The following is a 24,195-nucleotide window of genomic DNA, read 5'->3' on the forward strand; positions in this document are numbered from 1 at the left end:
GTCCCTTTTCAGGGGATATTCGTTCTCGTTGTTATTTATATGGAAGTACAGTAATTACATTTCCTTCTACGTGAAATTTCGCCAGCCCGGTCATCTCCATCATCTTCAGCAATTCTCCTACCGGTATATTACGTTCTACCGTTCCCGTGAAATAATTGCTGTTGGGCTGCATACCGGCATCATACATTACTTTAATGTTATACCACCTGGCCAATACGGTAAAGATTTCTCCGAAGCTCGCATGGTGGAAAACAAAATTGCCATTTCTCCAGGCAGTTACTGCCTCCAGGTCAGCAGCCGATTCTTTCATATGTCCATCGCTGACAGTAGCCATGCGTCCGGGTTTCAGCAGTATCGCGTTATCGCCTTTTCCTACTTTTACGGCGCCGGTAACCAGGGTTGTTTCCCAGGCGGTTTCCTCCGGATAGGCTTTCACGTTAAACGAGGTTCCCAGTACCTGTATTTCCTCGCCTCTTACCTTTACGATAAACGGCTGCCCGGCACGTTGGGATACCTCCAGCCAGGCCTCTCCGCTGATTTCCACAACACGCTGCTTCCCTGTAAAAACTGCCGGGAAGTAAACAGACGATGCAGCGTTTAGCCGTACCCGTGTGCCGTCGCTCAGCGTCAGCGCATATTCGCCTCCCACCGGGGTCCGTAAGGTATTGTACTCGGCTTCACCTGTTGTATTGCCATTGCTTCCATATGATAAAACACCCTGCCGCTGGCGGATATTTATATTACTGGCTGATGCGAAAGTTGTATCAGCGGTAGCGCCCAGTGCTACCCTGCTGCCATTGCCCAGTATCAGTTCTGCTTTTCTGGTTCCGGGCAGTATCTCTTCCTGCCTGTGCTGCGGCTGTTTTACGGCCATTTGCTGCTGCGGATGCTTCCAGAGAAAAACAGATAATGTGCCTGCCACCAGTGCAGCCACCGTAGCGGCCACCGCATATACTTTCCTGCGCTGATGTTGCTGCCGGTGTACACCGGCTTTTTCCCTGAACCGTTCATATGCGGCGGTTACATTTACCGGTGGTGTGGTAATACCTGTCTGCTTCAGTTGTGTTGCTTTCGCAGCCAGCTCTTCTACCAGCTTACGATTCTCTGTATTGGCATCCATCCACTGCTCCAGCAATAAACGATCGGCTTCCGGCAACCTGTTTTCGAGGTATGCCGCAATCAAACCGGATATCTCCAGTGAATGCAACAATTTGTCCTTGATCATCCTGTTAATTTATTAGCCTGAAATGCCACGTTAATATAGAAACGACAAAATTTTCATTTCATCTCAGGGGTGGGCAATTTTTTTTTACTGATGCATACCAATGATCAGTAATAATGCTTCGAATGCGTGTACAGACAACAATTTACGTAGCAGGGCCAGGCCTCTCGACAGCTGGTTCCTGACGGTGCTGACCGGCATGCCGGTCATAGCGGCTATCTCCCCGGCTTTCATGCCTTCGTCGAAAGTCAGCCTGATAACTTTACCGTAGTGAACGGGTAATTGCTCGATGGCATGCGAAATTTCCCGGAGCACTTCCACGCGGATCATAGCGTGTAATACTTCTTCTTCGGGCGGCTCCGGATGCTGTTCCAGGTCGCGATAGCGTTTTTGCGCGCGTTTGGTTTTTCTGAAATGGTCCAGACAGCCATTGCGGACAGCGATATACAGAAATGCTTTAATGGACTGAAAGCTGCTAAAACGCGCTACGCGCTGCCAGAGCTTCAGGAATACATCTTCCACAATCTCTTCGGCTACGCAGGTATCTTCCACCATACTGCCGGCAAATGCAAGCAGGCCCGGGTAAAAATCGTGGAATACCATCCGGAACATACTTTCATCGCCCTCCTGTAGTGCCTCTATTGAGAACCCTCTTGGTGTATACATGACGAAAACTACTTCTAAGTAAGAGAACAGTTGTTAAGCTTCCAGCAGCTAGTGGCTAATAATTTTTTTTCAGGAAGACCAGGTGGTTTTAACAAAAATATAAAAATATTGTATTTCCGGGTTAGCAGTTTTTCTTTTTGAGAAATAAAAAAGGAGCTGCTCCTATAGGAACAGCCCCTTTGCATTCATCCTCTATCTAATCTATTTTATCTTAACATTAGCTGCTGTTGCGTCGTTTCTTATTTCTTCGCTGGCAGTAGACACCAGTACGTCGCCGGCATTCAGGTCGCCAAAGATTTCTGTTTTGCCGCTTTCGCTGCGACCGGCAGTCACCGGAATCCATTTGGTTTTCTTGTCTTCCACACGGATGACATATACTCCTTTGGTAGAGTTCAGTACCGCAGAAGCAGGCACTATGAAGTTGTTAGCGTTACCTACCAACGGAATAAGTACTTCCACTACCATTCCTGGTAACAGTGCCTTATCATTATTAGCTACATCGATTTCGATATGCTGGGAGCGCAGTTTGCGGTCTAATGCGCCTGCAAGGCGGATCACTTTACCTTTGAACTGCTTATCGGCGAGTGCTTTTACTTTGAAGCTTACTTCGCTCTGATTATTCAGATAACTGGTATATGCCTCCGGAATACTTACCACCAGTCTCAGTTTCTTCTGTTCCTGCAGTGTGAAGATAGGCAGTTCCGAGCCCTTGCCCGATGGGCCTACATAAGCGCCTGCACTTACATTACGTGCAGTGATGATACCGCTGAACGGCGCCCTGATCTCCAGGTAGTTACGGTTATCACTCACCTCGCGGTGTGCTGCTTTTGCTGCATCCAGCTGGGCCAGGTCCGATTTCTGGCGGGCGTAAGCCACGTCCAGATCGTTCTGGGAAACCGTTCCGGGTGTTTTGCTCGTTTCCAGCAGGCGGTCGTAGGTAGCTTTGCTGGATAAATAAATCGCTTCCTGCGATTTGAGCTTAGACTCCGCGCCTGAAAGCTGGGAGTTGATCTCCGGCGCTTCCATCGTAGCCAGCAACTGGCCTGCGTTCACTTCACTACCTACATCTACATTGAGTTTCTTAACAAAGCTGTTTACTTTGGCATAGAGGTCTACCTGCTGAAAAGCCACCAGTTCACCAGGTATTTGTATAGAAGATGAAAGCACGCCTTTCTCCAGGGTAAATGCCTGCAACGCAGGGGGCGCTTCTGATGCGGAAGCGGATTTTTCCTCTTTTGCACCGGCGGCTCCGGAGCAGCTATACAGCCCCACGGCCATCACCACGGCTGAAATAAAAGGAAAGGTTGTTCTAATACCGCTGTTCATAAAATATATTTTAATAGAATTAGAGGATTGTTCTGTTTTATTTTTCAGTCGGGATAAAGTGAATACTTTCTTCATCCCGTGGATGCAATGATACGCTCTGCGTAGACGCTTTACCCTGCCCCCATGCAAATACCAGTGGCAAGATAAACAATGCGGCAAAAGTAGAAGCAATCAGTCCGCCTATCACAGCTCTTCCCAAAGGTGACGACTGATCACCGGCTTCACCCATGCCACTTGCCATCGGGATCATACCTACCACCATCGCCATGGCCGTCATCACGATCGGACGCAAACGCAGCGCTGCCGCTTCTGTGGCCGCTACGAGGGCATTCCCATTATGCTTCCTCAGCTGCTCCGCATTAGTGATCAGTAGCACCGCATTGGAAATGGATACACCCACGGACATGATCATCCCCATGTAGGATTGCAGGTTCAGGGTAGACCGGCACATCATCAGCAATGCCAGGGAACCCAGCAATACAGCCGGTACGGTAGCCAGTACGATGGCCGATACTTTGAACGACTGGAAGTTAGCTGCCAGCATCAGGAAGATCACCACAATGGCAACGATCAACCCGCTCTGCAGACTATCCAGTGTATCATTCAGCGTATTACTCAACCCAATCATTTCTACGTTAAGCCCACGGGGCAGTTCACCCAGGTGTTTGATGGCCTGCTGCACACCGGCGGAAGCCTTACCCAGATCCGTGTTGTTCAGGTTAGCCGTAACCGTTAGTGTTGGCATGGCGCCCAGGTTGTCTACTTCACCATAAGTAGTATCTGAAGTCAGTGTGGCCACATCACTCAGCAACGGACGTGGTGAATTCTTTAACAACGGAATTTCACCCATCTCTTCTTTACTGTTCATCCTGCTTTCCGGTACCTGCACCTGCACACTATAGCTCAGATTGGCTTTCTCATCCACCCAGATATTCTTATCAGTATACCTCGATGAGGAAGTGGCTGCGGTTAAGGATCTTGATATATCACCTACATCCACACCCAGCTGTGAAGCCCTTACACGGTCGATGTCTACTTTAATGGCCGGATATTTAGTAGACTGCCCTATCTGCACATCACGGAGATAAGAAACATTCTTCAGTTCATCCACCAGCCGCTGTGCATATTTCTCACCCAGCTTTCTGTCGCGCCCTGAAAACCTTACCTCGATCGGTGTCGGCGAGCCCTGGCTCAGGATCTTATCCGTCAGTTCTATCGGCTCAAAGGAGAGCGCCATCTGCGGATCAATGGTTTTAGCTTTCTCCCTGATCTTATCTTTCAGCTGCTCCAGGTTTACATGGTAGTCTTCTTTCAATGCCACCTGTACCACTGCTTCATGCGGCCCCGCCATCCACAGGAAGATAGGAGCCGTGGAAAACAGCGCCGGGTGTTGACCGATGTAAGCAGAAGTGATGGAAATATTCTCCTTCCCTACTATATCATTGATGCCATTCAGCAGTTTGATCGTTTGTTCTTCGGTGCGCTCTGCACGTGTACCATCCGGTACCCGCATCCTTACCTGGAACTGTTTACCATTTACTTTAGGCAATACATCGCGGCCGATGCTGGAAAGCAGTAATACCACCAACGCACATACTGCCAGCAGGTAAGTAGCCACAATCGGCTTGCGGTAAGGCATCATCCGGCCAATGAAGCGCAGGTAGCGGTTCCGCAGCCGCTCGAAGCGACTGATCTTTCCGTCGCGGTTACTGTCTTCATGCTCCACCAGCATTTTCTTCTGATCCCAGGTATCTTTCTCTCCGCTCAGGCCTGCAGCCGCAAATTCCTCTGCATCAGTCATCTGTGTACCATCTGCTTTCCTGTGATGTTTTCCCTTCATGATCCAGTTGGCCATAATGGGCACAAATGTTTGTGCCAGGAAGTAGGAAACAACCATAGAGAACCCAATGGCCAGTGCCAGCGGCAGGAACAGTGATCCGGGGATACCGCCCATGGTAAATGCCGGAGCAAATACTGCGAGGATACAGAACAGGATCAGCAATTTCGGGAATGCGATCTCCTGACAGGCATCCCAGATAGCCAGGGCTTTGGGTTTGCCCATATCCAGGTGTTGGTGTATATTTTCTATCGTCACCGTACTTTCATCCACGAGGATACCGATGGCCAGCGCCAATCCGCTCAGGGTCATGATATTGATCGTTTGCCCGAAAAGGCTGAGGAAAAGTACTGCCGATATAATAGAAGTCGGAATGGTGAGGATAACGATCAGTGCCCCTCTTGGGTCGCCCAGGAACAACAATACCATCAAACCGGTGAGCACGGCGCCGATAGTGCCTTCGGAAAGGAGGCTCTTCACGGCATTGATCACGTAGGTCGACTGGTCGAACTCATAACTCAGCTTCACATCTTCGGGGAGTTGGGCCTGCATTTTGGGCAGCGATTTTTTCAGGCGCTGCACCACTTCCCAGGTAGAGGCATCCGCACTTTTAGCGATGCTCAGGTATACAGAGCGACGGCCGTTTACCAGGGCATAACCGGCGGTAACATCGGCACCATCTTCCACGGTGGCTACATCACGCAGGTAGAGGTTCTCTACACCGCCTTTGAACAGCGGGATGTTTTCAAAATCCTTTACCGTTTTGATGGTCGTGTTAGCAGGGGTGATATAGTTATGGTCGCCTATACGCACGTTACCGGAGGGAGATGTCTGGTTGTTTACACGCAATGCTTCCACCAGCTGATCCGGCGTCATATTATGCTGCCGGAGCAGTTCCGGATCGGCCTTGATCACTACGGTACGTATATTTCCACCGAAGGGAGTAGAACCAATCAACCCGGGAATAGAAGTAAAGGACGAGCGTACGTAAACGTTCGCCAGATCCAGCAGTTCGTTATTGCTTCGCTTGTCGCTTCGCAGTACGAGCTGCCCTACGGGCAAGGTCGACGCATCGAAGCGGACAATAAAAGGCGGGTTGGATCCAGGCGGGAAAATAGCCTGGATCCTGTTGGCGAAGGCGCTTACCTCCGCAGCTGCCTGGGCCATGTTGGTGCCGGGATAGAAATTGATCTTCATCAGCATCAGGCCCTGAATATTCTTCGTTTCTATACTCTTGACCCCATTTACGAACAGGAATATATTGATGTATTGTTTAGCGAAAAATGCTTCCATTTGTGTCGGTGTATAACCACCGAAAGGATGGGATACATAGATCACCGGCATATCCAGCTTGGGGAAGATGTCGACCTTAATCGTATTCACCGCCTTAATCCCAAAGAAGAACAGTCCGGCAACGAGCACCAGGATAGTAATAGGTTTTTTTAATGCAAAACTGATTAAGTTCATGGTTCTGTAATGTTTCTAAATAACGCCATAAGCGGCATCCGTTTAACGATCGTCTAATTCTGAAATATGCTGAAGTCGCCTTCCGCTGCGGCTTTTAACAACAGGGCCTGCCAAACATTGCTATAAGCGATATCCCTGTCGGTTTCCGCCCTGATCAGTGCGTACAGCGCCTGTGTAACATCTACCAGGTTGGTGAGGCCGTTTTTATATAGTACCGATTTCTGAAGATATGCATCCGACGCGGCTTTCACCTGCACCGGTACTTCGCGGTAGTTATCCAATGCATTTTTGATCTTCGTATCAGAGAGGCTCAGCTGAGCGCGAATCTGCTGATCAGCGAGGTTATACTCATCCTGCAATCCCTGGCTGATAAGGCGTTGCGACCGCACCTGCCGCGAGATCCTGAAGGGCTGGGTGATGTTCCAGGTTACCCCTACTCCAATCAGGTAGTTGGTACGTGTTGGTTTGATGCCATCCCAGTAACTATGCGTATAGTCATTCAGGTTAGTCGTGTAACCACTGTTGAAACCGGAGCCCCGTGTTTGCAGCACACCCACCAGCGTAAATGCCGGGAAATAAAAGGTTTTAGCATACTTTGCCTGTTCTTCGCTGTAAGCGATACGGCTTTTGTACCACTGCAGCACCGGGTGATTATCAGGAGAAAAGTTTACATCGGGTATCGCCGGGATACGATCTACATAAGAGGTATCCAGGGTGAAGTCTTGCGGTGCAATGCCCAGCAGCTGGGCCAGCTCATTGCTTTGCGCCTGTTCAAAATCCCTCGCGTTGGTGAGGGCGATCCTGGCGCTGGAGTACTCGGCATTGGCTTGTGAGGAGTCCACTCCGGCGATGAGACCATTCAATACCCGGGTGCGTACTACTTTCCGGATAGTATCGGCACGCTCCAGGTTTTTCTGGTAAGAGTGCGTTAGTTGCTGCGCTGCTACCAGGTTCAAATAAGTGGCCGCCACTTTTATCTTGTGTCTGAAAATTTCCTGTTGCCAGTCTTTATCGTTCTGAGCGGCGGCCGCTAATGCAGTTTTCACTTTTTCCTTTGCTCTTCCGAAAGCAAAGAAGTCCCAGTTAATATTAGTAAGGTATAATGCGCCGAAAGCGGCATTCCAGTTTTGACGATCGAGTGCAGCACCGGAGGATGCCGTGCTTAAACCTCCGAATCCGTACAGCGGTCCGTTTTGCCCGTTGATGGTTCCGTAGTCCTGTTGTGCAGCAATATTGAAGTTGGGCAGATAGTCGCGGCGGGCCTGCGATACCAGCTCATTTGCGGCCGCCTTGTAATGGGCTTTTGCCCTGATAGTACCGTAGTTGGCCACTGCGGTATCAATGGCTTGTTTAAGGGTAAATACCTGTTGCGCAAAGAGGTTGCCCGCTGAAAACAGCGTCGCAACCAACAACAGGGAATGTTTCTTACTCCACATGAATAGATAGATTTTTTACGGTTGAAATGATCCTGATGAATCATTCAACAGCAAAATGACTCTATCATTTTGAAGCAAACTTGAAGGAAGTGGAGATAAGGGAATTTTTACGGGAGATGTTAACCTACAGGGTATCGGACTCCGCTACCATCGCTGCCTGGCGGTCATTTACCGCTTGTGTATCTTTTTTGTAAAAACTAATTTGCAGATGATGCCAGCCGCCAGTATAGGTATATTCTATATCATACCCGTTCACTTCACAGATCTGTTTTACGATCGCCAGGCCCAGACCTATACTATCGGCGCTCTGGTTACTTTTCCTGAAGCGATGGAACAACTCGCACGTAGGCACCTGTGGCGGCAACCCGGTGTTGCTGATCCTGAATTCTTTTGAAGTGAGCAATACCCTGATCTGGCCACCTTCGTGGTTGTGCCGGATAGCATTGCTCATCAGGTTACTGATCAGCATTTCCGCCAGCGCCGGATGAATGCTGAGCGGAATATTCTTATCCAGATTAGTACTGAGCTTGATTTCCCGCATCGCAATCCAGTCTTCATAAGTGGCAATCACATCCTTGGTAACCCGGCAAAATTTGATGCTTTCAGTTGCCTTGAATTCCTGGTTTTCCAGTTTGGTGAGCAGGATCAGCGAACGGTTGATATGTGATAATTTCTCAATAGCGTTTTGCATATCGCCGATGAGGGCTGCCTGCACGCCATCAATATTGGTTTCCGACAACAACTCTATTTTACTGCGGATCACCGCCAGCGGAGTTTGCAGTTCATGAGAAGCATTTTCACTGAATTCCTTGACGGCTGCATAATCTTCCATGGCTTTATCGGTCATCTTGGTGAGGAACCTGTTCAGCTCCTTGAATTCTGTAGTACTGGTTTCCGGGAGCTTCAGCGGTTCTTTCTGTTTCAGGTCGAAGTTGTAGAGCGCTTTCCTGATGCAGTGAAGCGGATAGAAAATCTTCTTCGATAATAACCTCGCCGTCACTGCTACTGCCAGTACCATGAGCAACATCTTCCATACCACGGCGCTTAGCATTCCCCTGAAAATGCCGTCTGACTTAATCACATAATTATAGGAAGATATCTTATATACCTGCGCGTTTATTTCATACCAGGAGCTAACGGTGATGCGGCACTCTTTTTCGTCGAGGTCTTCTGCCACGTGGTTATTAGTGACAGCAGTAACTTTTTCGGCGGGCATAGGTCCCGGTACCTGGCTGATCTCAATCGGCCTGCCATGGGTGTAGCGGTCGGGCTGCTCTCCTGCCTTCAGCTGGGCTGCCACCCGGTCGTTCACGGCAGTCATCCTTGCTATCTCGGCTTCGTCCAGATGCTTTTTTATATTGTTACGGGAGATGAGCATAGTGACCGGAGTGATCAGAAATACAATCCCCATAAACCATAGTGTGACCTTATTGAGTAGTTTCATGTCTTGAAGTATTAAACTTATAGCCTAAGCCATACACCGTTTCTATATAATCAACCCCATCTGCTGCACTGATCTTCTTCCTCAGGTTTTTTACATGCTGGTAAACGAAGTCAAAATTAGCCAGGTTATCGGTATAATCCCCCCAGAGGTGGGCAGCGATCGACTGCCTTGAAAGTACACGGTTCTTATTAACCACAAAGTACAACAACAGATCGAATTCCTTACGGGTTACATCCAGTACCACATGATTCACAGTGGCCTCTACCGTATCAGTATTAAGTTCAATTTCATTAAACACCACTAAGTTATTGCCTTCCAGCTTTTTACGTCTGTAAACAGCTCTCAGGCGGGCATGCAGTTCGGGCAAATGGAAGGGCTTGGTAACATAATCGTCTGCTCCTCCTTCCAGTCCATTCACTTTGTCGTCCAGCGCATCTTTCGCAGAAATGATGAGGATACCACTGGTGATGTTCTCTTTCCGGATGAATTTCAGCAATTCCAGTCCGTTCCCGTCAGGCAGCATAATGTCGAGCAGAATGCAGTCGTACGTAAACAGGGAAAGCTTTTCCCTGGCCGTTTCAAAATTATACGCCAGTTCGCAGATATACTTCTCACCATTCAGGTAATCGGATATACCGCTGGCCAGCTCCTTATTATCTTCTACTATCAATACTTTCATAAAAACATACCTGCATGCAAAGTGCCCTGTAAATTTATAGAAAATTTGAAGTTCAGGGCTTTTCGGCGTCCGGAAGCCATGAATCCCTCCCAAAACGATGAATTTACCCCCTCTTTTTAACGATTTATCCCCCCGGGTCAGCGGAAGCCGACGTTTATCTTGCGGTTAAGATCCAGGTATTCTGTGTTAAGATACAATTACAAATATTGGAAAGCCCAAACCTGGATACCCCGTGAACAATGATTGCTTTTATTTTTTAGAACCACGTTTACCTTTAAAAATTTCACTATGAAAAGATTACTATTTTATCTTCCACTCATTGCGTTGTTTGCTGCATGTACCAAAACTCCCGTGGCGATCGAAAAGCTCTCCAACGGGAAGGCTGCGCTCAATGCCGCCCCTTCAACACTGTCAGGTACCTCCGGCTTCAGGGGATTAAACTGGGCTGATCCCGGCGATAACTTCCAGAACGGCGCAGTAGTACCCAGCGGCCTCGATTCCAACGACACCTACGCCACTACCCAGGCAAAGGCAGCGAACATCATCAGCGGTTTCCAGCAAAGAAATGCCAACACGATCCGCCTGCCCGTGAACATCCCCTCTGTGCTTCAATCGTGGTGGGGCAGCTATACCGGCGCCATAGATACTGCGCTGGGAGGCGGTATGACGGTGATTCTCTGCTACTGGGAAGCAGCCAGCCCCAAAAACGGACTGGTAAACAATTATACAGGATTCTGGAATATGTGGCAGACCATCGTCAACAAATATGGCAGCAATCCTAATGTCTACTTCGAGGTATTCAATGAACCTCATGGATACAGCGTGGCCGACCTGAACAACCTGTATGGTACCTGGCTCAATAACTATCCTTCTGTTCCCCGGAACCGGATCATACTGGATGGCGCCGGCTATTCCTCTGATGTAAATGATGTGGGCGCCGACAGCCGTTTCCCGAACTGCCTGTTGTCGTTCCACGACTATACCTGGTTTGAGCCGAACAACAATACCTCCGGTGATTGGGAAGCTTCGTTATCCCGCCTTAGTTATCCGGGTAGAACCATTGTTACCGAATTTGGTATCCCGATGACCAATGGTAAAAACTACCTGGGTGCAGCGGGAACAGATGGAGAAATTACCTATTTCCAGGGCATGACCAATCGTATTCAATCGCTTGGCATGGGTTGTGTTTACTGGCCCGGCCTGCGGAACGGCGATGGTTATAGCCTGCTCACGCTGAGTGGCACCAGCCTTATCACCAACAATGCTTCCGGCTTATCGCGCCTGCAGTTCGCCTGGGGCGTAGGCAGCATTACGCAGCCATACGGCAGCTTCGATCCCAATGCCAATTATAAGATTATATGCCGCAACAGCAATAAAGCGCTGGATGTATACAATTCATCCACTGCTAATGGCGGCAGCATTGATCAGTGGGATTACTGGGGCGGTACTAACCAGCAATGGAAATTCACCAGCCTGGGCAACGGTGTGTTTGCCATCACCAACGTCAACAGCGGAAAAGCGCTGGACGTAAACGGTATCTCCACCACCGCAGGCGCCAGTATCATTCAGTGGGATTATTGGGGTGGTGCTAACCAGCAATGGAGAATCGTAGACATGGGCTTTGGATACTTCCAGATTATAAATGTGAATAGTGGACAATCATTAGATGTGAACGGAGCATCTACCGCTAATGGAGCAGGGCTGATCCAGTGGTACTGGAGCGGCAACAGGAACCAGCAGTGGCAGATCGTGAAACTCTAGTCAGCTGTTAGTCTTTAGCTATTCACTTTTAGTGATCAGAACGAATAATCTTAATGTACGGGGGTACAGAAAGTTTGTGCTGACCACAAAAGTGAAAGCACTTAGCAATTAGTTTTTAGTGACCGGCATGAATAATCTTAATGTACGGGGGTACAGAAAGTTTGTGCTGATCACGAAAGCTAAAGGCTGTTAGCGATTAGTTTTTTTATGATCTGGGCGTATAGTCTTACCGTACGGGGGAGTACAGTGGCTTGTACTGATCATGAATGCTAAGCGCTAACAGCTAACAGTTGGGAGATGACGCCAACAGCTGATTGCGAACACCTGTTGTGCGCTACCGAACACATAAGTCAGAAATAAATATCGAATTACCTGAAAATAAAAAGAATAAAATTGGGCATACCCATTGAAAAGCAGTTTTGTTATTCAGCAATAACTGTAAGCTTATGCTCAGCAACTATCTAAAATCGGCCTGGCGCAATCTCTTACGTTCCAAAGGTTTCTCTTTAATCAATATCTCCGGACTTGCAATTGGTATGGCCGGAGCTATTTTTATATTGTTATGGATAACACATGAGATCAGCTTCGACAGGTTCCATCGCCATAGCGACCGGCTATATGAAATGTATGGACTTACGACGGTAGATCAGCGTCTTTCCGTTATTACCCTTACAGAGCAGGCGCTGGCCCCGGCGTTAAAAAAAGATTTTCCGGAAGTAGAGGGAGCCGCGAGGATAGCAAACATTGGCAATTTCCTGCTTACTGCCGGGAATAACCGCTTCACAGGTATTAAAGGTAATTTTGCAGATCCTGCCTTTCTTGAGCTTTTTGATTTCCCGGTACTAAAAGGGAAAGAGCTTTTTAAAGATCTGCATTCCATAATTATCACAGAAAAACTGGCGAAGCAGCTGTTTGGGAATGAAGAGGCATTGAATAAACTGGTGCGCGTTAATAACGAAGCATTCTTTACCGTTACCGGCATTCTTAAAGACCTGCCGGCCAACACGCGTTTCGACTTCCAGTATCTTCTGCCCTGGAAGTACCTGGAAAAGCTGGAAGGTGCAACTGACGGATGGATGACCAATAACATCTCCACATTCGTATTGCTAAAACCTCATTCCAATGTTCAGGCATTCAACGCCAAAGTGAAGGATATAGCGCGTGTATATACCGGCCGCCCGGATATCTGGACACATTTTGCTTTTCCGCTGAAGCAATGGCATCTTTATACCTCCTTTGAAAACGGACAGCCAACAGGCGGGCGTATTGAAACAGTGAAACTTTTCGGGATCATTGCAGCCCTGATTCTGCTGGTGGCGTGCATTAACTTTGTGAACCTCAGCACCGCGCACAGTGAGAAACGCGCCCGGGAAGTAGGTATAAGAAAAGTTGCAGGCGCCAGGAGAAGCTGGCTGATCATTCAATTCATGACGGAGGCGATCTTATCAACCATGATCGCAGGAGGTATTGCATTGCTGATCGTACAGGTAACACTTCCCTACTTTAATACACTGGTAAATGCCGATCTCACGATTCCTTATGATACCCCGGTATTCTGGATCAGTGCAGCAGGTTTTATATCACTCACTGCCCTGCTTTCCGGCGCCTATCCGGCATTCTACCTGTCTGCCTTCCGGCCTGCGGGCATCCTGAAAGGTACATTCCAGCAACAAGGGTCAGCGTTTTCTCCGCGCAAAACGCTGGTAACGATCCAATTCACATTTGCCACGGTTTTGATCATATCTACCATTATTATCAAAAACCAGATCAACTATACACAACACCGGATAACCGGGTACGCCGGCAACAATCTTATATATGTGAATTTCAACGGCGACATTGAAAAAAATTATGCGCTCATAAAAAAGGAACTACTCAATGAAGGCATTGCCACTGCGATCACTAAAACGATGGCGCCTGTAACAGAACGTGGCAGCAACACCTGGGCTTTGTCGTGGCAAGGCAAACCAGCAGATTTTGATGAAACGATCGCATTATTCAGTTCCGATGCCAACCTGGTAAAAACCGCCGGATTGCAACTGATCGCAGGCCGGGATATCAATATTGAGCAATACCCGGGCGACAGCCTCTCCGTGCTGCTGAATGAAACAGCAGTAAAAACGATGGGATTCAAAGATCCGGTAGGGCAACTCATTACAGAACCTTCCCAGGGCCGCAGCTGGCGGGTAGCCGGTGTGGTAAAAGACTATGTCATAGGCTCCCCTTATAATAAGATACCTCCTGTAGTGATACAAGGGCCTGCAAGCTGGTTCGGCACCATGCACATTAAATTCAACAACAGCGCATCCACCGCAGAAAACCTTAAAAAAACGGCGGCGATTTTTCAAAAATATAACCCGGCCTATCCATTTGACTATAGGTTTATCGACGAACAGTACGCTGCCAAATTCAGTGCGGAACAGCGTACCAAGGCCCTCGCCGGGTTGTTTGCATTCCTCGCAATATTGATCTCCTGCCTGGGACTACTCGGACTATCGGCACATATGGCGGAAAGCCGCATGAAAGAAATTGGGGTACGCAAGATACTGGGGGCTTCCATTACGGATATCGTAAAATTGCTGACGTTCCACTACCTGAAACTGGTAATTATTGCGGTGGTACTAGCTATCCCTATTGCCGGGTGGGTAATGAGCATATGGCTGAAAAACTTTGCCTATCATACAAACATCAGTTGGACCGTCTTTGCAATATCAGGTATGCTCTCGTTAGTGATTGCAATCCTTACCCTAAGCTTTGAAGTAGTGAAAGCTGCGAATAGATTGCCGGTAAAGAGTTTGCGAGAATGAAGAATTAAGCAACAGCGCGAAGGCCTAAGCGGATATAGTTATTGTTATTATATCCGCTTAGGCCTTCGCGCTGTTGCTTAATTCTTCATTCATTCAAAGGTTTCTCTCATTTTCTTATCCATTGCCTCATCATTCTCTCCTCCTCCGCCGTAGCGGCCAATGATTATGCCCTGCGGATCGATGAGTATCTTGGTGGGCAGCGAATGAATGCCGTAATAGTCGCTGATGTCTTCGGGGTTAGGAAGATTCTTTTGCCGTTTGCTCCAATCGAGGCCACGCAGCACATGTTTCCAGATGCCGATACCATCCTGGTTCACGGCTTTTTTCCAGGCGTCGTGGTTAGAGTCGTCGTCTGATACACCAATGATCTCGAGCCCTTTCGACTGGTATTTGCTGTACAATGCTTTCAGATGGGGATTGCCTTTCCGGCAGGGGCCACACCAGCTGGCCCAGAAATCCAGCAGTACGTATTTCCCCTTGAAATCAGCGAGATGAAGTGTTTGGCCGTTGATATCGGTTTTAGTGAATTCATGGGCCAGACTACCGGGAGAGCCTGCACGAAGGGCGTCCAGGGTTTTCTTTATGTCTTTACCATTCATGCTTTGTTGTAGTTTTTCGGACATGCGATGATAGCAGGCTTCTCCTTCCTGAAGAGGCATGCCACTCACGCGGTAGCGAAGTAGCTCAGCGGAAACATAGGAATCCGGATGTTGATCGATAAACGCTTTATCGACTTTTTCCATCTCATCGTAGTAAGGCTCCATTTGTTCCTTGAGCTTATCCAGTTTAACCTTCAGAGGATTTAACGCTGCATCTGTTTTCTTTGCCCGCATACCTGCGATGTATTCCTTATTCAATTTATTGAATGCATCAGACAGTGGTTTCAGTTTCTTTTGTACCGGCGCCCTGAGCCTGTCCAGTTCATCCTGCTCCTGTTGTACCGCCGATCCGCTCAGCTTTGCATCTTTTAGCCGGCCGGTAGCAGATGTCAGCTGCATAGTGGCTGGTTCCATGAAAAAGGAGCCCCAGTCTCCTTCTCCGTACATGGCTTTTTGCGGATCAGTATAGATACGTCCCGTCACAGGCTGCGTGAGTTCACCCGTAAAGGTAAATTTCCCGTGTTGCGATGTTGTGCTGTCAGTTTTGTAGCTATCGGCACCTGTGGCGTAAGAGAGATAGATGTAGTGGTCGGGCAGGCCTTTGATATCTCCCGAAAGTGTAAAACTCTTTTTCTCCTGGGCTATTCCCGGCAGCGTAAGCAGTGCTAACGGAAACGCAAGAACGTAGTATTTCATAATGATATTTTTTGTTGTTACTTTAATATTTCTTCGAGTTTGCTATGCAATGCTGCGCCCCGCAGCTCTTTAGCGATAATAGTTCCCTGCGGGTCTATCAGGAAAGAAAACGGGATGGCCTGTATGCCATATTGCTGCGCCACTTCATTGCGGAAACCTTTCAGATCCGACAACTGTATCCAGGGCATGGCATCTTTAGCAACGGCTTCTTTCCATTTATCGGCCTTATCGTCCAGCGACACACCCACAACGGTGAAGTTTTTGTCTTTAAAGCGGTTGTAGGCTTTCAGTACGTTGGGATTCTCAGCGCGACAGGGACCGCACCAGCTGGCCCAGAAATCCAGCAGTACATATTTCCCTTTAAAATCAGACAGGCGCACTGTTTTCCCATTGATGTCGGTCTGGGAAAAATCAATCATGGGTTGCCCTATGGCACTGCGTTTCAGCACATCGAGGCGGCGCCTGACACGCTGACCGGTTTCAGACTGTTGTGCCGCCGGTGCGAGCAGGCGGTACAGGCTGTCCAGCGGCGCATATTCGCCCAATACAGCCCGCTCAGCGATGAGGTTCACGCTTACCGGGCTTTCGGGATGCGCTGCGATGTAGGCATTACCCCGCTGATGCCGCTGTTCCCGCAGTGACTCTATCTTCGCTTCCATAGCGGCTTTCGCCGGATCATCGTCTTTCACATCATTGTAATGCTGGTACAGGGTATCTTCCTGGGCGCTGATATCAGCAAGTGACTTACTGTATGCTTCGTACGCATCCTGTGTGGGCGAACCGGTAATCCGGAGCCGGTCCAGCGAATCGATATTGCCCTGCAGATGTACTTCCTTGTTTTCCAGGAATACCTGCATGTATCGTTCAGCGGTGCCTATTGTAATCTGCTGAGGTTCCGGCAGCTGGCCCGTCCAGGTGAATTTTCCGTCTTTCACCGGTACAGTGTCCGTTTTACCGGAATCGGCTATGGGCCGGAAAATGTATATCATGGAATCTTTCAGGCCTTTTATTTCCCCTATCAGCGTAGCTTTAGGCGTTTCCGGCTGATGGCAGGCCATCGCGGCCAGGGCGAGGGTAAACGATGTTGCAATAATGGATTTCATATAACGGATTTAAGCGTGTACTAATTCTTCTGATAACCAGGATTCTGATCACCGAAAAGCGGATTGAAAACGAACTCGCTTTTCGGCACGGGCAGGATGTACCTGATCTTGTCGTTTAATGTTGGCCGCAGCTCCAGGATGGTTGCAGGTGACTGCCTCAGCAGGGCCATCCACTCCTGGCCATCCTCTCCTACCAGATTTCTGGCGGTTTCCAGGTAAATCTGCTTCAATACCTGCGTAGTGCCGGCGGCATTATCTACAGCACTGAAATCGGTCACGCCTCCATGTCCCATTACCATCTTCAGGATATCCCGGGCTCCCTGTAAATCGCCGGTTCCTTTTACCAGCGCTTCTGCTTTCAGCAGATATACTTCGGTAAGGCGGAAAGCATAGGCTGTTTCGGAGGTAACGGAAGGGCTGCTTCCCTGTTTGATGTATTTCAGGAAGTAGTAAGTTCCTGCAGCGTTTTTATTGGAATCGCCTACCATCCAGGTACTCCGCGGATCGTTCTTCAACAGATCTTTCAAGGCTGTTTTTGCTACATACAGGGAAGAGGCGCCGGGCCAGTACTGGTGGCTCAGGCAATAATAGTAATTCTCCTGGTTTTGCTGAGGCCTGATACCCAGGATCACTTCCTGGCTATTCAGTCCTTTGAGATAGAATATATCCTGCGTGCGGGTTTCCAGCGTATATTTTCCGCTGTTGATGATGGCATCTGCCAGGGCAGTAACTTTGGCGTAATCGTCCGGCTGACCGTGACTCATCAGCACCCGCATTTTCAGTGCCATAGCGGCCCAGCGGGTAGCGAACCAAACGGGATTGGTATCCGGCCCGTCGGCAACGGCAGCATCCAGGTCAGACAGGATGAAGTCGTAGCTGTCTTTTACCGAGCTGCGGGCTTTGGGCACATCTCCTACGGTGATGAACTGATCGCGAAGCAATGCGCCGTATTGGCTGTTCAGATCAAACCATTGTCCGAAAAAACTCAACAGTTTAAAATGCGCATATGCCCTCAGAAAGCGGGCTTCGGCCAGGATCTGTTTTTTGCGGTTGCCGCTGAAGCCTTTGTCTTCCAAATCATTTACTCCTTTAATAACCCCATTGGCAGCATTAATGATCTGGTAGGTATTTGTCCAGTAGATATTGGCGAAGGAAGAATTGGCATAGTCGTTCTGCTCTGCTCTGTCCGAACCATATCCATATCCCAGGAAGCCTGCGAACATACCAGGAGGTACTTCATGTTCAAACCAGCGGGTGGTGTTATCTGAGGTGACGTTTGCAAACTGGTAGTATACGCCGTTGAGCGCTATTTCGGAAGTCCGCTGATCGAGGATGGTATTGCCATCCACCTTTGCATTTTCCGGTAATTTTCCCAGCTCATTCCGGCATGCAGCAGCCGTGATCACTGCGGTTCCAAGAAGTATATAAACAATCTTTTTCATGATTACAGATTTAAAATCCAAAGCGGATACCCAGGTTGTATTGTTTTACGGTCGGGAAAGTGCTCACATCGCTGGCGCCATCGATCAGGCTATACGGATTATTGCTGACCTCCGGATCAGGCCCGGGATACTTCGTGATCGTGAACAGGTTAGTAGCCGATGCATAAACACTCGCCTCCCTGATATGAAGGTTGCCGGCCACCCTTGCCGGGAGCTGATATGTAAGCGTGATCGATTTCAGGCGGATGTAGGAGCCATCGTATACATCGGAACTGCTGGTTCCCGACGGGAAATTCCCCAGCAACAAACGGGGACGGTCAGATCCCGGATTTTGCGGCGTCCAGCGCTGTAAAATTCTCGCCCCCCGGTTCGTATAACTATCTGTGTACTTATTCTGAATATCCGCCAGGTAAAGTATCTGCCCTCCGTAGGAATACGTCAGCAGCGTGATCAGGTTAAAGTTTTTATACGTAAACGTATTGGTAAATCCACCATAGAATTTTGGTTGTGCATGCCCTACTACCGTTTTCTGGAAGAAGCCATCACTGCCCATTTCATACATCGGATCGCCTATGCCCAGGTAGGGATTGAAATACATATAGTAGGTAAATATTTTTTTATAATCGTCCAGTTGCTTTTGATTTTGAATGATGCCCGTTTGCTTGTAGCCGTAGAAAAGTCCTAATGATTCTCCTTTTTTCACGATGGTATTACTATTGAAATAAGCATCTCCCGTGTTATTCGGATCACCGAAATCGTTATTGATATCCGTTACTTTGGCTCTGTTACCGGAAATGTTCAGGGCGCCTGTCCACTGGAACTGCTTGTGTTTGATAAAATCGGCCCGCAGATCCAGTTCCAGCCCTTTATTGCTGATAGTAGCGATATTAGCGATTACGGTATTGTAAGATGAACTAGGCGCCAGTTGTGAAGAAAGCAGCAGGCCGGTAGTGATTTTCTCGTAATAGCCAATCACCCCTCTCACCCGGGAATTGAACAACTCGAAATCGAGGCCCAGGTCTTTTTGCAGGGTGGATTCCCATTTGATCTTATTGTTGCCCAGTTGTGTAGGTATCAGTGCATTCACGCCGCCGTAGGACCCTGGTGTATATAACGTATAATAGAGATAATCGCCGAAATTTTGCGTACCGGTGTATCCGGCGCTGGCCCTGAGTTTCAGTTCAGTAACCCATTTGGCATTTTTCATAAAAGGCTCTTCAGATATTCTCCAGGCAACACCACCGGAAGGGAAGTACCCTACGCGGTTATGTGCCGGAAATTTCGAAGAGGCGTCGGAACGGCCGGTGAAGGTGAGCAGGTATTTTTCCTTCAGCGCGTAGTTGGCTCTCATGTAAAAACTAAGCAACGTATTCTGGCCGGAAACGCCCGTAGGTGGCAGTGCAATGGCTGCAGACGAAAGGTTGTTGAGAAATTTATCGTCCGGAAAACCCTGACCGCTGGCGGAGAAGGAATTGAAGCGGTATTTCTGCCACGACGTGCCCGCAACCAGGTTCAGGCGATTGTTTTTATTGAATTGCTTATCCCAGGTGACTACATTTTCGAAGAAGAGGTTCACGTCTTCGCTCTGCGCCTGTGAGCCGGTACCTCCGTTAGAGTTGCCCACTCCTTCCGGCGATGTTACGACCGCACTGCTGGGCACATAGTTCAGCTGGTGATAGTTGTTATAGTTGACAGAGAGCGTACTTCTGAATTTCAGATCCTTCAGGATATCATAGTCGCCCGAAAGCGAACCTATCATAGAAGCCGTTTTCCCCTGGTTGATACCATCCAGCAGCACTAGCGGGCTCTGATATCCCCGGTAATCGTATCCGCCGATCTGCGAGCCCAGGAAGCGATAAGGCGTGCCATCGGCGTTATAGGCTGGCAATGTAGGCGGAGCAAACATAGCGGCCGGATAGATGCCGTTGGTGATATTGTTTTTAGTAAATCCGTAATCCAGGTTAGTGATAATGCGCAGCTTACTGGTGATCTCGTTATCCAGACTGATCTTACCGGAAATGCGGGAGAAATCGGTGCCTTTCACAGCGCCATCCTGTTTCGTATAGGCGAGAGAGGTATAGTAGCGGGAGCCGCTACCACCGCCTCTTACAGAGATATCGGCGTTATGTGAAATGGCATTGCGGAGCACCAGCTTAAGCCAGTCGGTATTGGCAGTGCCGAGGCTTTCCGGGTGTTCGATAATTTTTGTGGCTTTGGCATCCGGGTCTTCTCCGGCGGCTGCTTTAGCGGCATTGAGGTTACGGGCGGCCTCCTGTAATATGTTCACATATTGAGTGGCGTTCAGCAGCTTCTCTTTAATGGGCGCGCTCATGCCTGCGTAATAGTTCGCTTCCAGTATAGGTTTCTGGTTCAGCTTACCTTTTTTTGTGGTGATGATGATGACACCATTCGCAGCCTTTGACCCATAGATGGCCGTTGCGGAGGCATCTTTCAAAATATCTATACTTTCTATATCAGAAATATTGAGTCCGGCCAGGCTGTTCAGGCCGCGGGAAAAGGAGCCCCCCACCCCATTGTTAGGATCATCGTTCCCGCCGCGTTCGATGGGATTCACCACCTCTGCCTGGTTCTGGATGTACCTGTTCTGAATGGTGACCTGCACGCCATCGATAATGTAGAGCGGGTCGTTACCCCCCAACAGGGAAGTACCTCCGCGGATGCGTATTTTGGCTACACCTCCGGGCGAACCATCGGCCTGAACTACCTGAACGCCTGCGGCTTTCCCTGCCAGCGCCTGATCGATACTGGCGTAGGGTACATTTTTCACTTCCTCTACGTTCACTGAAACGACTGAACCGGTAAGATCTTTTCTTTTGGTACTGCCGTAACCTACCACCACATACTGATTCAGATCATCTATCCTGGGCAGCAGCTGTACCTCGATCTTCGCCTTGCCTTTGAGCGCAACGGTCTGGGCCTCATATCCCACGCAGGTAAGCTGCAACACGGCACGGCTATCTGCGCCGTGCAGGGTGAAATAACCACCCTGATCGGTGATAGCTGCGATATTGGTTCCCTGCACCCGTACCGTTACTCCCGGGAGCGGTTCGCCTTTTTTATTGACCACCTTCCCTGTTACGTCCTGGGAAGCGGGCAACGCTTCGGCTGGCGCCACCTCTGCGAGCGATGCGGTTTTGCGGGCAATCACGATAGTATTGCCCTCGATGCCAAAGCTTAGCGGCCGGTCTTTCAACAGCTTTTCCAGTGCTGTTTTCAGCGGTTGTTGCCGGATATCAGCCGTGATAGGCTGCACATCCGACAGATCGCTGCTTCTGTAAAAAAACACGAAACCAGTTTGCTGTTTGATGATGGAAAATGCCTGTTGCAGTGGCATGTTCCTGCAGGAAAGAGTGACAGTCTGCGATCTCACACTGGCGCAAACATGTAATGCCAGTACCGTTAAAAAAAGGGCGGTCAGTTTCATTGCTCTCCAGATTTTGGTGATGCGCGGTTGGTTCACCGAAGCCCTTATGCAGATGGATAAGGGACGATGCCCGCGTGTGTTGCGAACAACATTAATTTTCATACCTTAGATTGGTTTTTGGTTGACAAATGTTTCTCATCCTCCCTTTATAAGGGCGGTGAAAAGCTTACCTGTTAGGGTTAACCATTGATCCAACCTGGTGCGGACGCCAATCCTGTGCACCAGGTTTTTTCATGGATGAACATAAGGCTCCCGGGTCCGGTGGACCTTATCTTTTCATAACCTGATATTACCGGATAGCTGGCTGTCAGGCCGCTGTACCGCCTCCTGAATGGTTTGTAATGGCGGCTACTGTTTACAATTATGGTTGGTTAATGATACACGGTTACGGATATATTACCAGTTTTCTTCCCTCCTCCATCTTACACCTGATTCCGGCCTGGGCCAATACTTTCAGCAATTGTTCCTGTGTAAGCGACCTTCCTATTTCCCCTGTGAAATCTCCTTCCGGTATGGCACCTGCATAAGTTACATCGATATTGTACCACCGGGCCAATTGCCGCATCACAGAAGGTATATCGGCATTTTCAAAAGAAAAGTAGCCATTCTTCCAGGCGATCACATTGTTGACATCAATATGTTTATGCCATTCGATGTTATTGCTTCCGGCAGCCACAGACGCCTGCTGACCGGGCTCCAGATGCCCGTAGGCGGCCGATGTTCTTACCAACACGGCCCCTTCGAGCAGTGTGGTCCGGATAGCTTTCTCATCTTCATAGGCATTGACATTAAAATGTGTTCCTAATACCAGGATATCTACATTATTCACCTTTACTTCAAACGGCGATGACGCATCGCTGGCTACTTCAAAATATGCTTCTCCTGTTACGGTTACTTTCCTTCCGCTTTTAGCAAACGAAGTGGGGTAACTGACAGAAGAGGTAGCGTTCAGCCACACGTCTGTACCATCGGGCAACGTTACTTTAAACTGGCCGCCACGGGGCGTGCGCAGCACGTTGTAGCCGTTCGTTGTGGTGGTGTGGTCGTCTTTATAAACGATCTGGCCTTTGCTCGTTTTCAGCACATGCATGCCCTGCAATGCCAGCTGGCCGGTGCTCACACTGTCGAGGTTCAGCACGGAACCATCTGCCAGCGTCAGCGTGGCTTTATCTTCTCCCGGGGTGATCACCGCAGGCTTTGCTGCCATGGGCCGTGGTTTTGTGGTATGCGGCCACAAATACCAGGTACTGGTGCCAATTAATATTAATACCGCAGCAGCCGCTTTCCAGTGTCTGCGCCATAACGGTACCGTCTTTGTGGCCGCGGGCTGTGTAACAGCCGCTACACGCTGGTACATACGGGCTTTCAGCGTTTCTTCTGCTTCATCGCCGGCAGCTTCGATCTCAGCGGTCAGTTCCTGCTCATTATAAGCATTATACCACTCCAGCAAGAGGGCTTTTTCCTCTTCACTGGCCAGACCAGCAAGATATTTTTTCGACAATATGGCCAGTTTGTTCTTGTCCATGTACCATTAGAATTTACAGGTTGCTATTAGTATAGTCGGAATTTGACGCCTCCACCCTACCTCGAGGGAAAATTTTTTTTGCCCCTGTTTTGTTATAGTGAAAAGAAAGAATGGAAATAGTTACGGAACTGTATCCGTAATCGTTGCAAGGCTTTGGTGATATGCTTTTCCACCGCTTTCTCAGAGATCTGCAATTCGGTGGCTATTTCTTTGTTACTCAATCCCCGGTTACGGCTGTAGCTAAAAACAAGGCGGCATTTTTCGGGCAGGAGGTGCAGCTGTTCATTCATCGACTGTTCCAGGAATCTCAGCTGGGCGGTTTCATCGGTGATGGCGTGCAGGGATTCGGGCATAGCATCCATGTTCGTCACGGGAGCGAGGCGGGATAGCAGGTTAAATACTGCATAACGACTGGCAGTGGCCAGGTAAGCGGGTAGTGAGCGGATGATCGACTGCTGCCGGCGTTGCCATAAGCCGGTGAATACGTCCTGCACAACATCTTCTGCCTGTTCCCTGGAGCGTAAGCGGTCGTACGCCAATACATAAAGACGTTTCCAATACCGGTTGTAGATCTCGGTAAAGGCATGGTGGTCGTTCTCACTCATTAACTGAACCAGCTCATCATCGTCATGGCAGGCGTAATCTCTCATCATGTTGGTTTATATATCGTTGCTATAGGCGCCGGTTGGTTGATTGCATTCATAATCGCTTGCACAGTAAAGCTAAGGTTTAAGGGGAAG

Annotated in this window: 15 protein-coding genes; 2 read left to right on the forward strand and 13 right to left on the reverse strand. The window is 48.9% G+C overall.

Going from position 1 to position 24,195, the window contains the following annotated elements:
* Positions 1-31: 31 nt before the first annotated feature.
* From UNH61_RS16135 to UNH61_RS16165, 7 genes are all read right to left on the reverse strand, one after another.
* Positions 32-1,225 (reverse strand): FecR domain-containing protein, encoded by a 1,194-nt coding sequence (locus UNH61_RS16135; protein WP_326992998.1) that lies wholly within the window; start codon positions 1,223-1,225, stop codon positions 32-34.
* Between the two features lie 84 nt (positions 1,226-1,309).
* Entirely contained in the window at positions 1,310-1,888 is a 579-nt protein-coding gene (locus UNH61_RS16140) for a sigma-70 family RNA polymerase sigma factor (RefSeq protein ID WP_326992999.1), read from the reverse strand.
* A 201-nt stretch (positions 1,889-2,089) separates the two neighbouring features.
* A complete protein-coding gene (locus UNH61_RS16145; RefSeq protein ID WP_326993000.1) occupies positions 2,090-3,214 on the reverse strand; it encodes an efflux RND transporter periplasmic adaptor subunit in 1,125 nt (374 codons plus the stop codon).
* Between the two features lie 37 nt (positions 3,215-3,251).
* Entirely contained in the window at positions 3,252-6,518 is a 3,267-nt protein-coding gene (locus UNH61_RS16150) for an efflux RND transporter permease subunit (RefSeq protein ID WP_326993001.1), read from the reverse strand.
* 53 nt (positions 6,519-6,571) lie between these two features.
* Positions 6,572-7,954, reverse strand: coding sequence for a TolC family protein (locus tag UNH61_RS16155; RefSeq protein ID WP_326993002.1), 1,383 nt, complete (start codon positions 7,952-7,954; stop codon positions 6,572-6,574).
* Between the two features lie 124 nt (positions 7,955-8,078).
* Positions 8,079-9,398, reverse strand: a complete 1,320-nt coding sequence (locus UNH61_RS16160; protein ID WP_326993003.1) for a HAMP domain-containing sensor histidine kinase — start codon at positions 9,396-9,398, stop codon at positions 8,079-8,081.
* On the reverse strand, positions 9,382-10,077 hold the full coding sequence (locus tag UNH61_RS16165; RefSeq protein ID WP_326993004.1) for a response regulator transcription factor: 696 nt from the start codon (positions 10,075-10,077) through the stop codon (positions 9,382-9,384). The genes UNH61_RS16160 and UNH61_RS16165 overlap by 17 nt, the downstream gene beginning before the upstream one ends.
* Before the next feature lie 288 nt (positions 10,078-10,365).
* Here UNH61_RS16165 and UNH61_RS16170 point away from each other — a divergent pair, with 288 nt between their 5' ends.
* Complete coding sequence (locus tag UNH61_RS16170; protein ID WP_326993005.1) at positions 10,366-11,838, forward strand: RICIN domain-containing protein; 1,473 nt, start codon at positions 10,366-10,368, stop codon at positions 11,836-11,838.
* Positions 11,839-12,284: 446 nt separating this feature from the next.
* On the forward strand, positions 12,285-14,645 hold the full coding sequence (locus UNH61_RS16175) for an ABC transporter permease (protein ID WP_326993006.1): 2,361 nt from the start codon (positions 12,285-12,287) through the stop codon (positions 14,643-14,645).
* An 89-nt stretch (positions 14,646-14,734) separates the two neighbouring features.
* On the opposite strand, the gene UNH61_RS16180 is transcribed toward UNH61_RS16175, so the two are convergent.
* The 6 genes from UNH61_RS16180 to UNH61_RS16205 form a co-directional block, all read right to left on the reverse strand.
* Positions 14,735-15,940 (reverse strand): TlpA disulfide reductase family protein, encoded by a 1,206-nt coding sequence (locus tag UNH61_RS16180; RefSeq protein ID WP_326993007.1) that lies wholly within the window; start codon positions 15,938-15,940, stop codon positions 14,735-14,737.
* A gap of 17 nt (positions 15,941-15,957) precedes the next feature.
* Positions 15,958-17,043, reverse strand: a complete 1,086-nt coding sequence (locus UNH61_RS16185; protein ID WP_326993008.1) for a TlpA disulfide reductase family protein — start codon at positions 17,041-17,043, stop codon at positions 15,958-15,960.
* Between the two features lie 20 nt (positions 17,044-17,063).
* Entirely contained in the window at positions 17,064-18,485 is a 1,422-nt protein-coding gene (locus UNH61_RS16190) for a RagB/SusD family nutrient uptake outer membrane protein (RefSeq protein WP_326993009.1), read from the reverse strand.
* A 10-nt stretch (positions 18,486-18,495) separates the two neighbouring features.
* Positions 18,496-22,032: a TonB-dependent receptor gene (locus UNH61_RS16195; RefSeq protein ID WP_326993010.1), complete on the reverse strand. Its 3,537-nt coding sequence runs from the start codon at positions 22,030-22,032 to the stop codon at positions 18,496-18,498.
* A gap of 283 nt (positions 22,033-22,315) precedes the next feature.
* Complete coding sequence (locus UNH61_RS16200; RefSeq protein WP_326993011.1) at positions 22,316-23,455, reverse strand: FecR domain-containing protein; 1,140 nt, start codon at positions 23,453-23,455, stop codon at positions 22,316-22,318.
* Positions 23,456-23,547: 92 nt separating this feature from the next.
* Entirely contained in the window at positions 23,548-24,108 is a 561-nt protein-coding gene (locus UNH61_RS16205) for an RNA polymerase sigma-70 factor (RefSeq protein ID WP_326993012.1), read from the reverse strand.
* Positions 24,109-24,195 lie beyond the last annotated feature (87 nt).

The sequence above is a fragment of the Chitinophaga sp. 180180018-3 genome, assembly GCF_037893185.1.
GTDB lineage: Bacteria > Bacteroidota > Bacteroidia > Chitinophagales > Chitinophagaceae > Chitinophaga.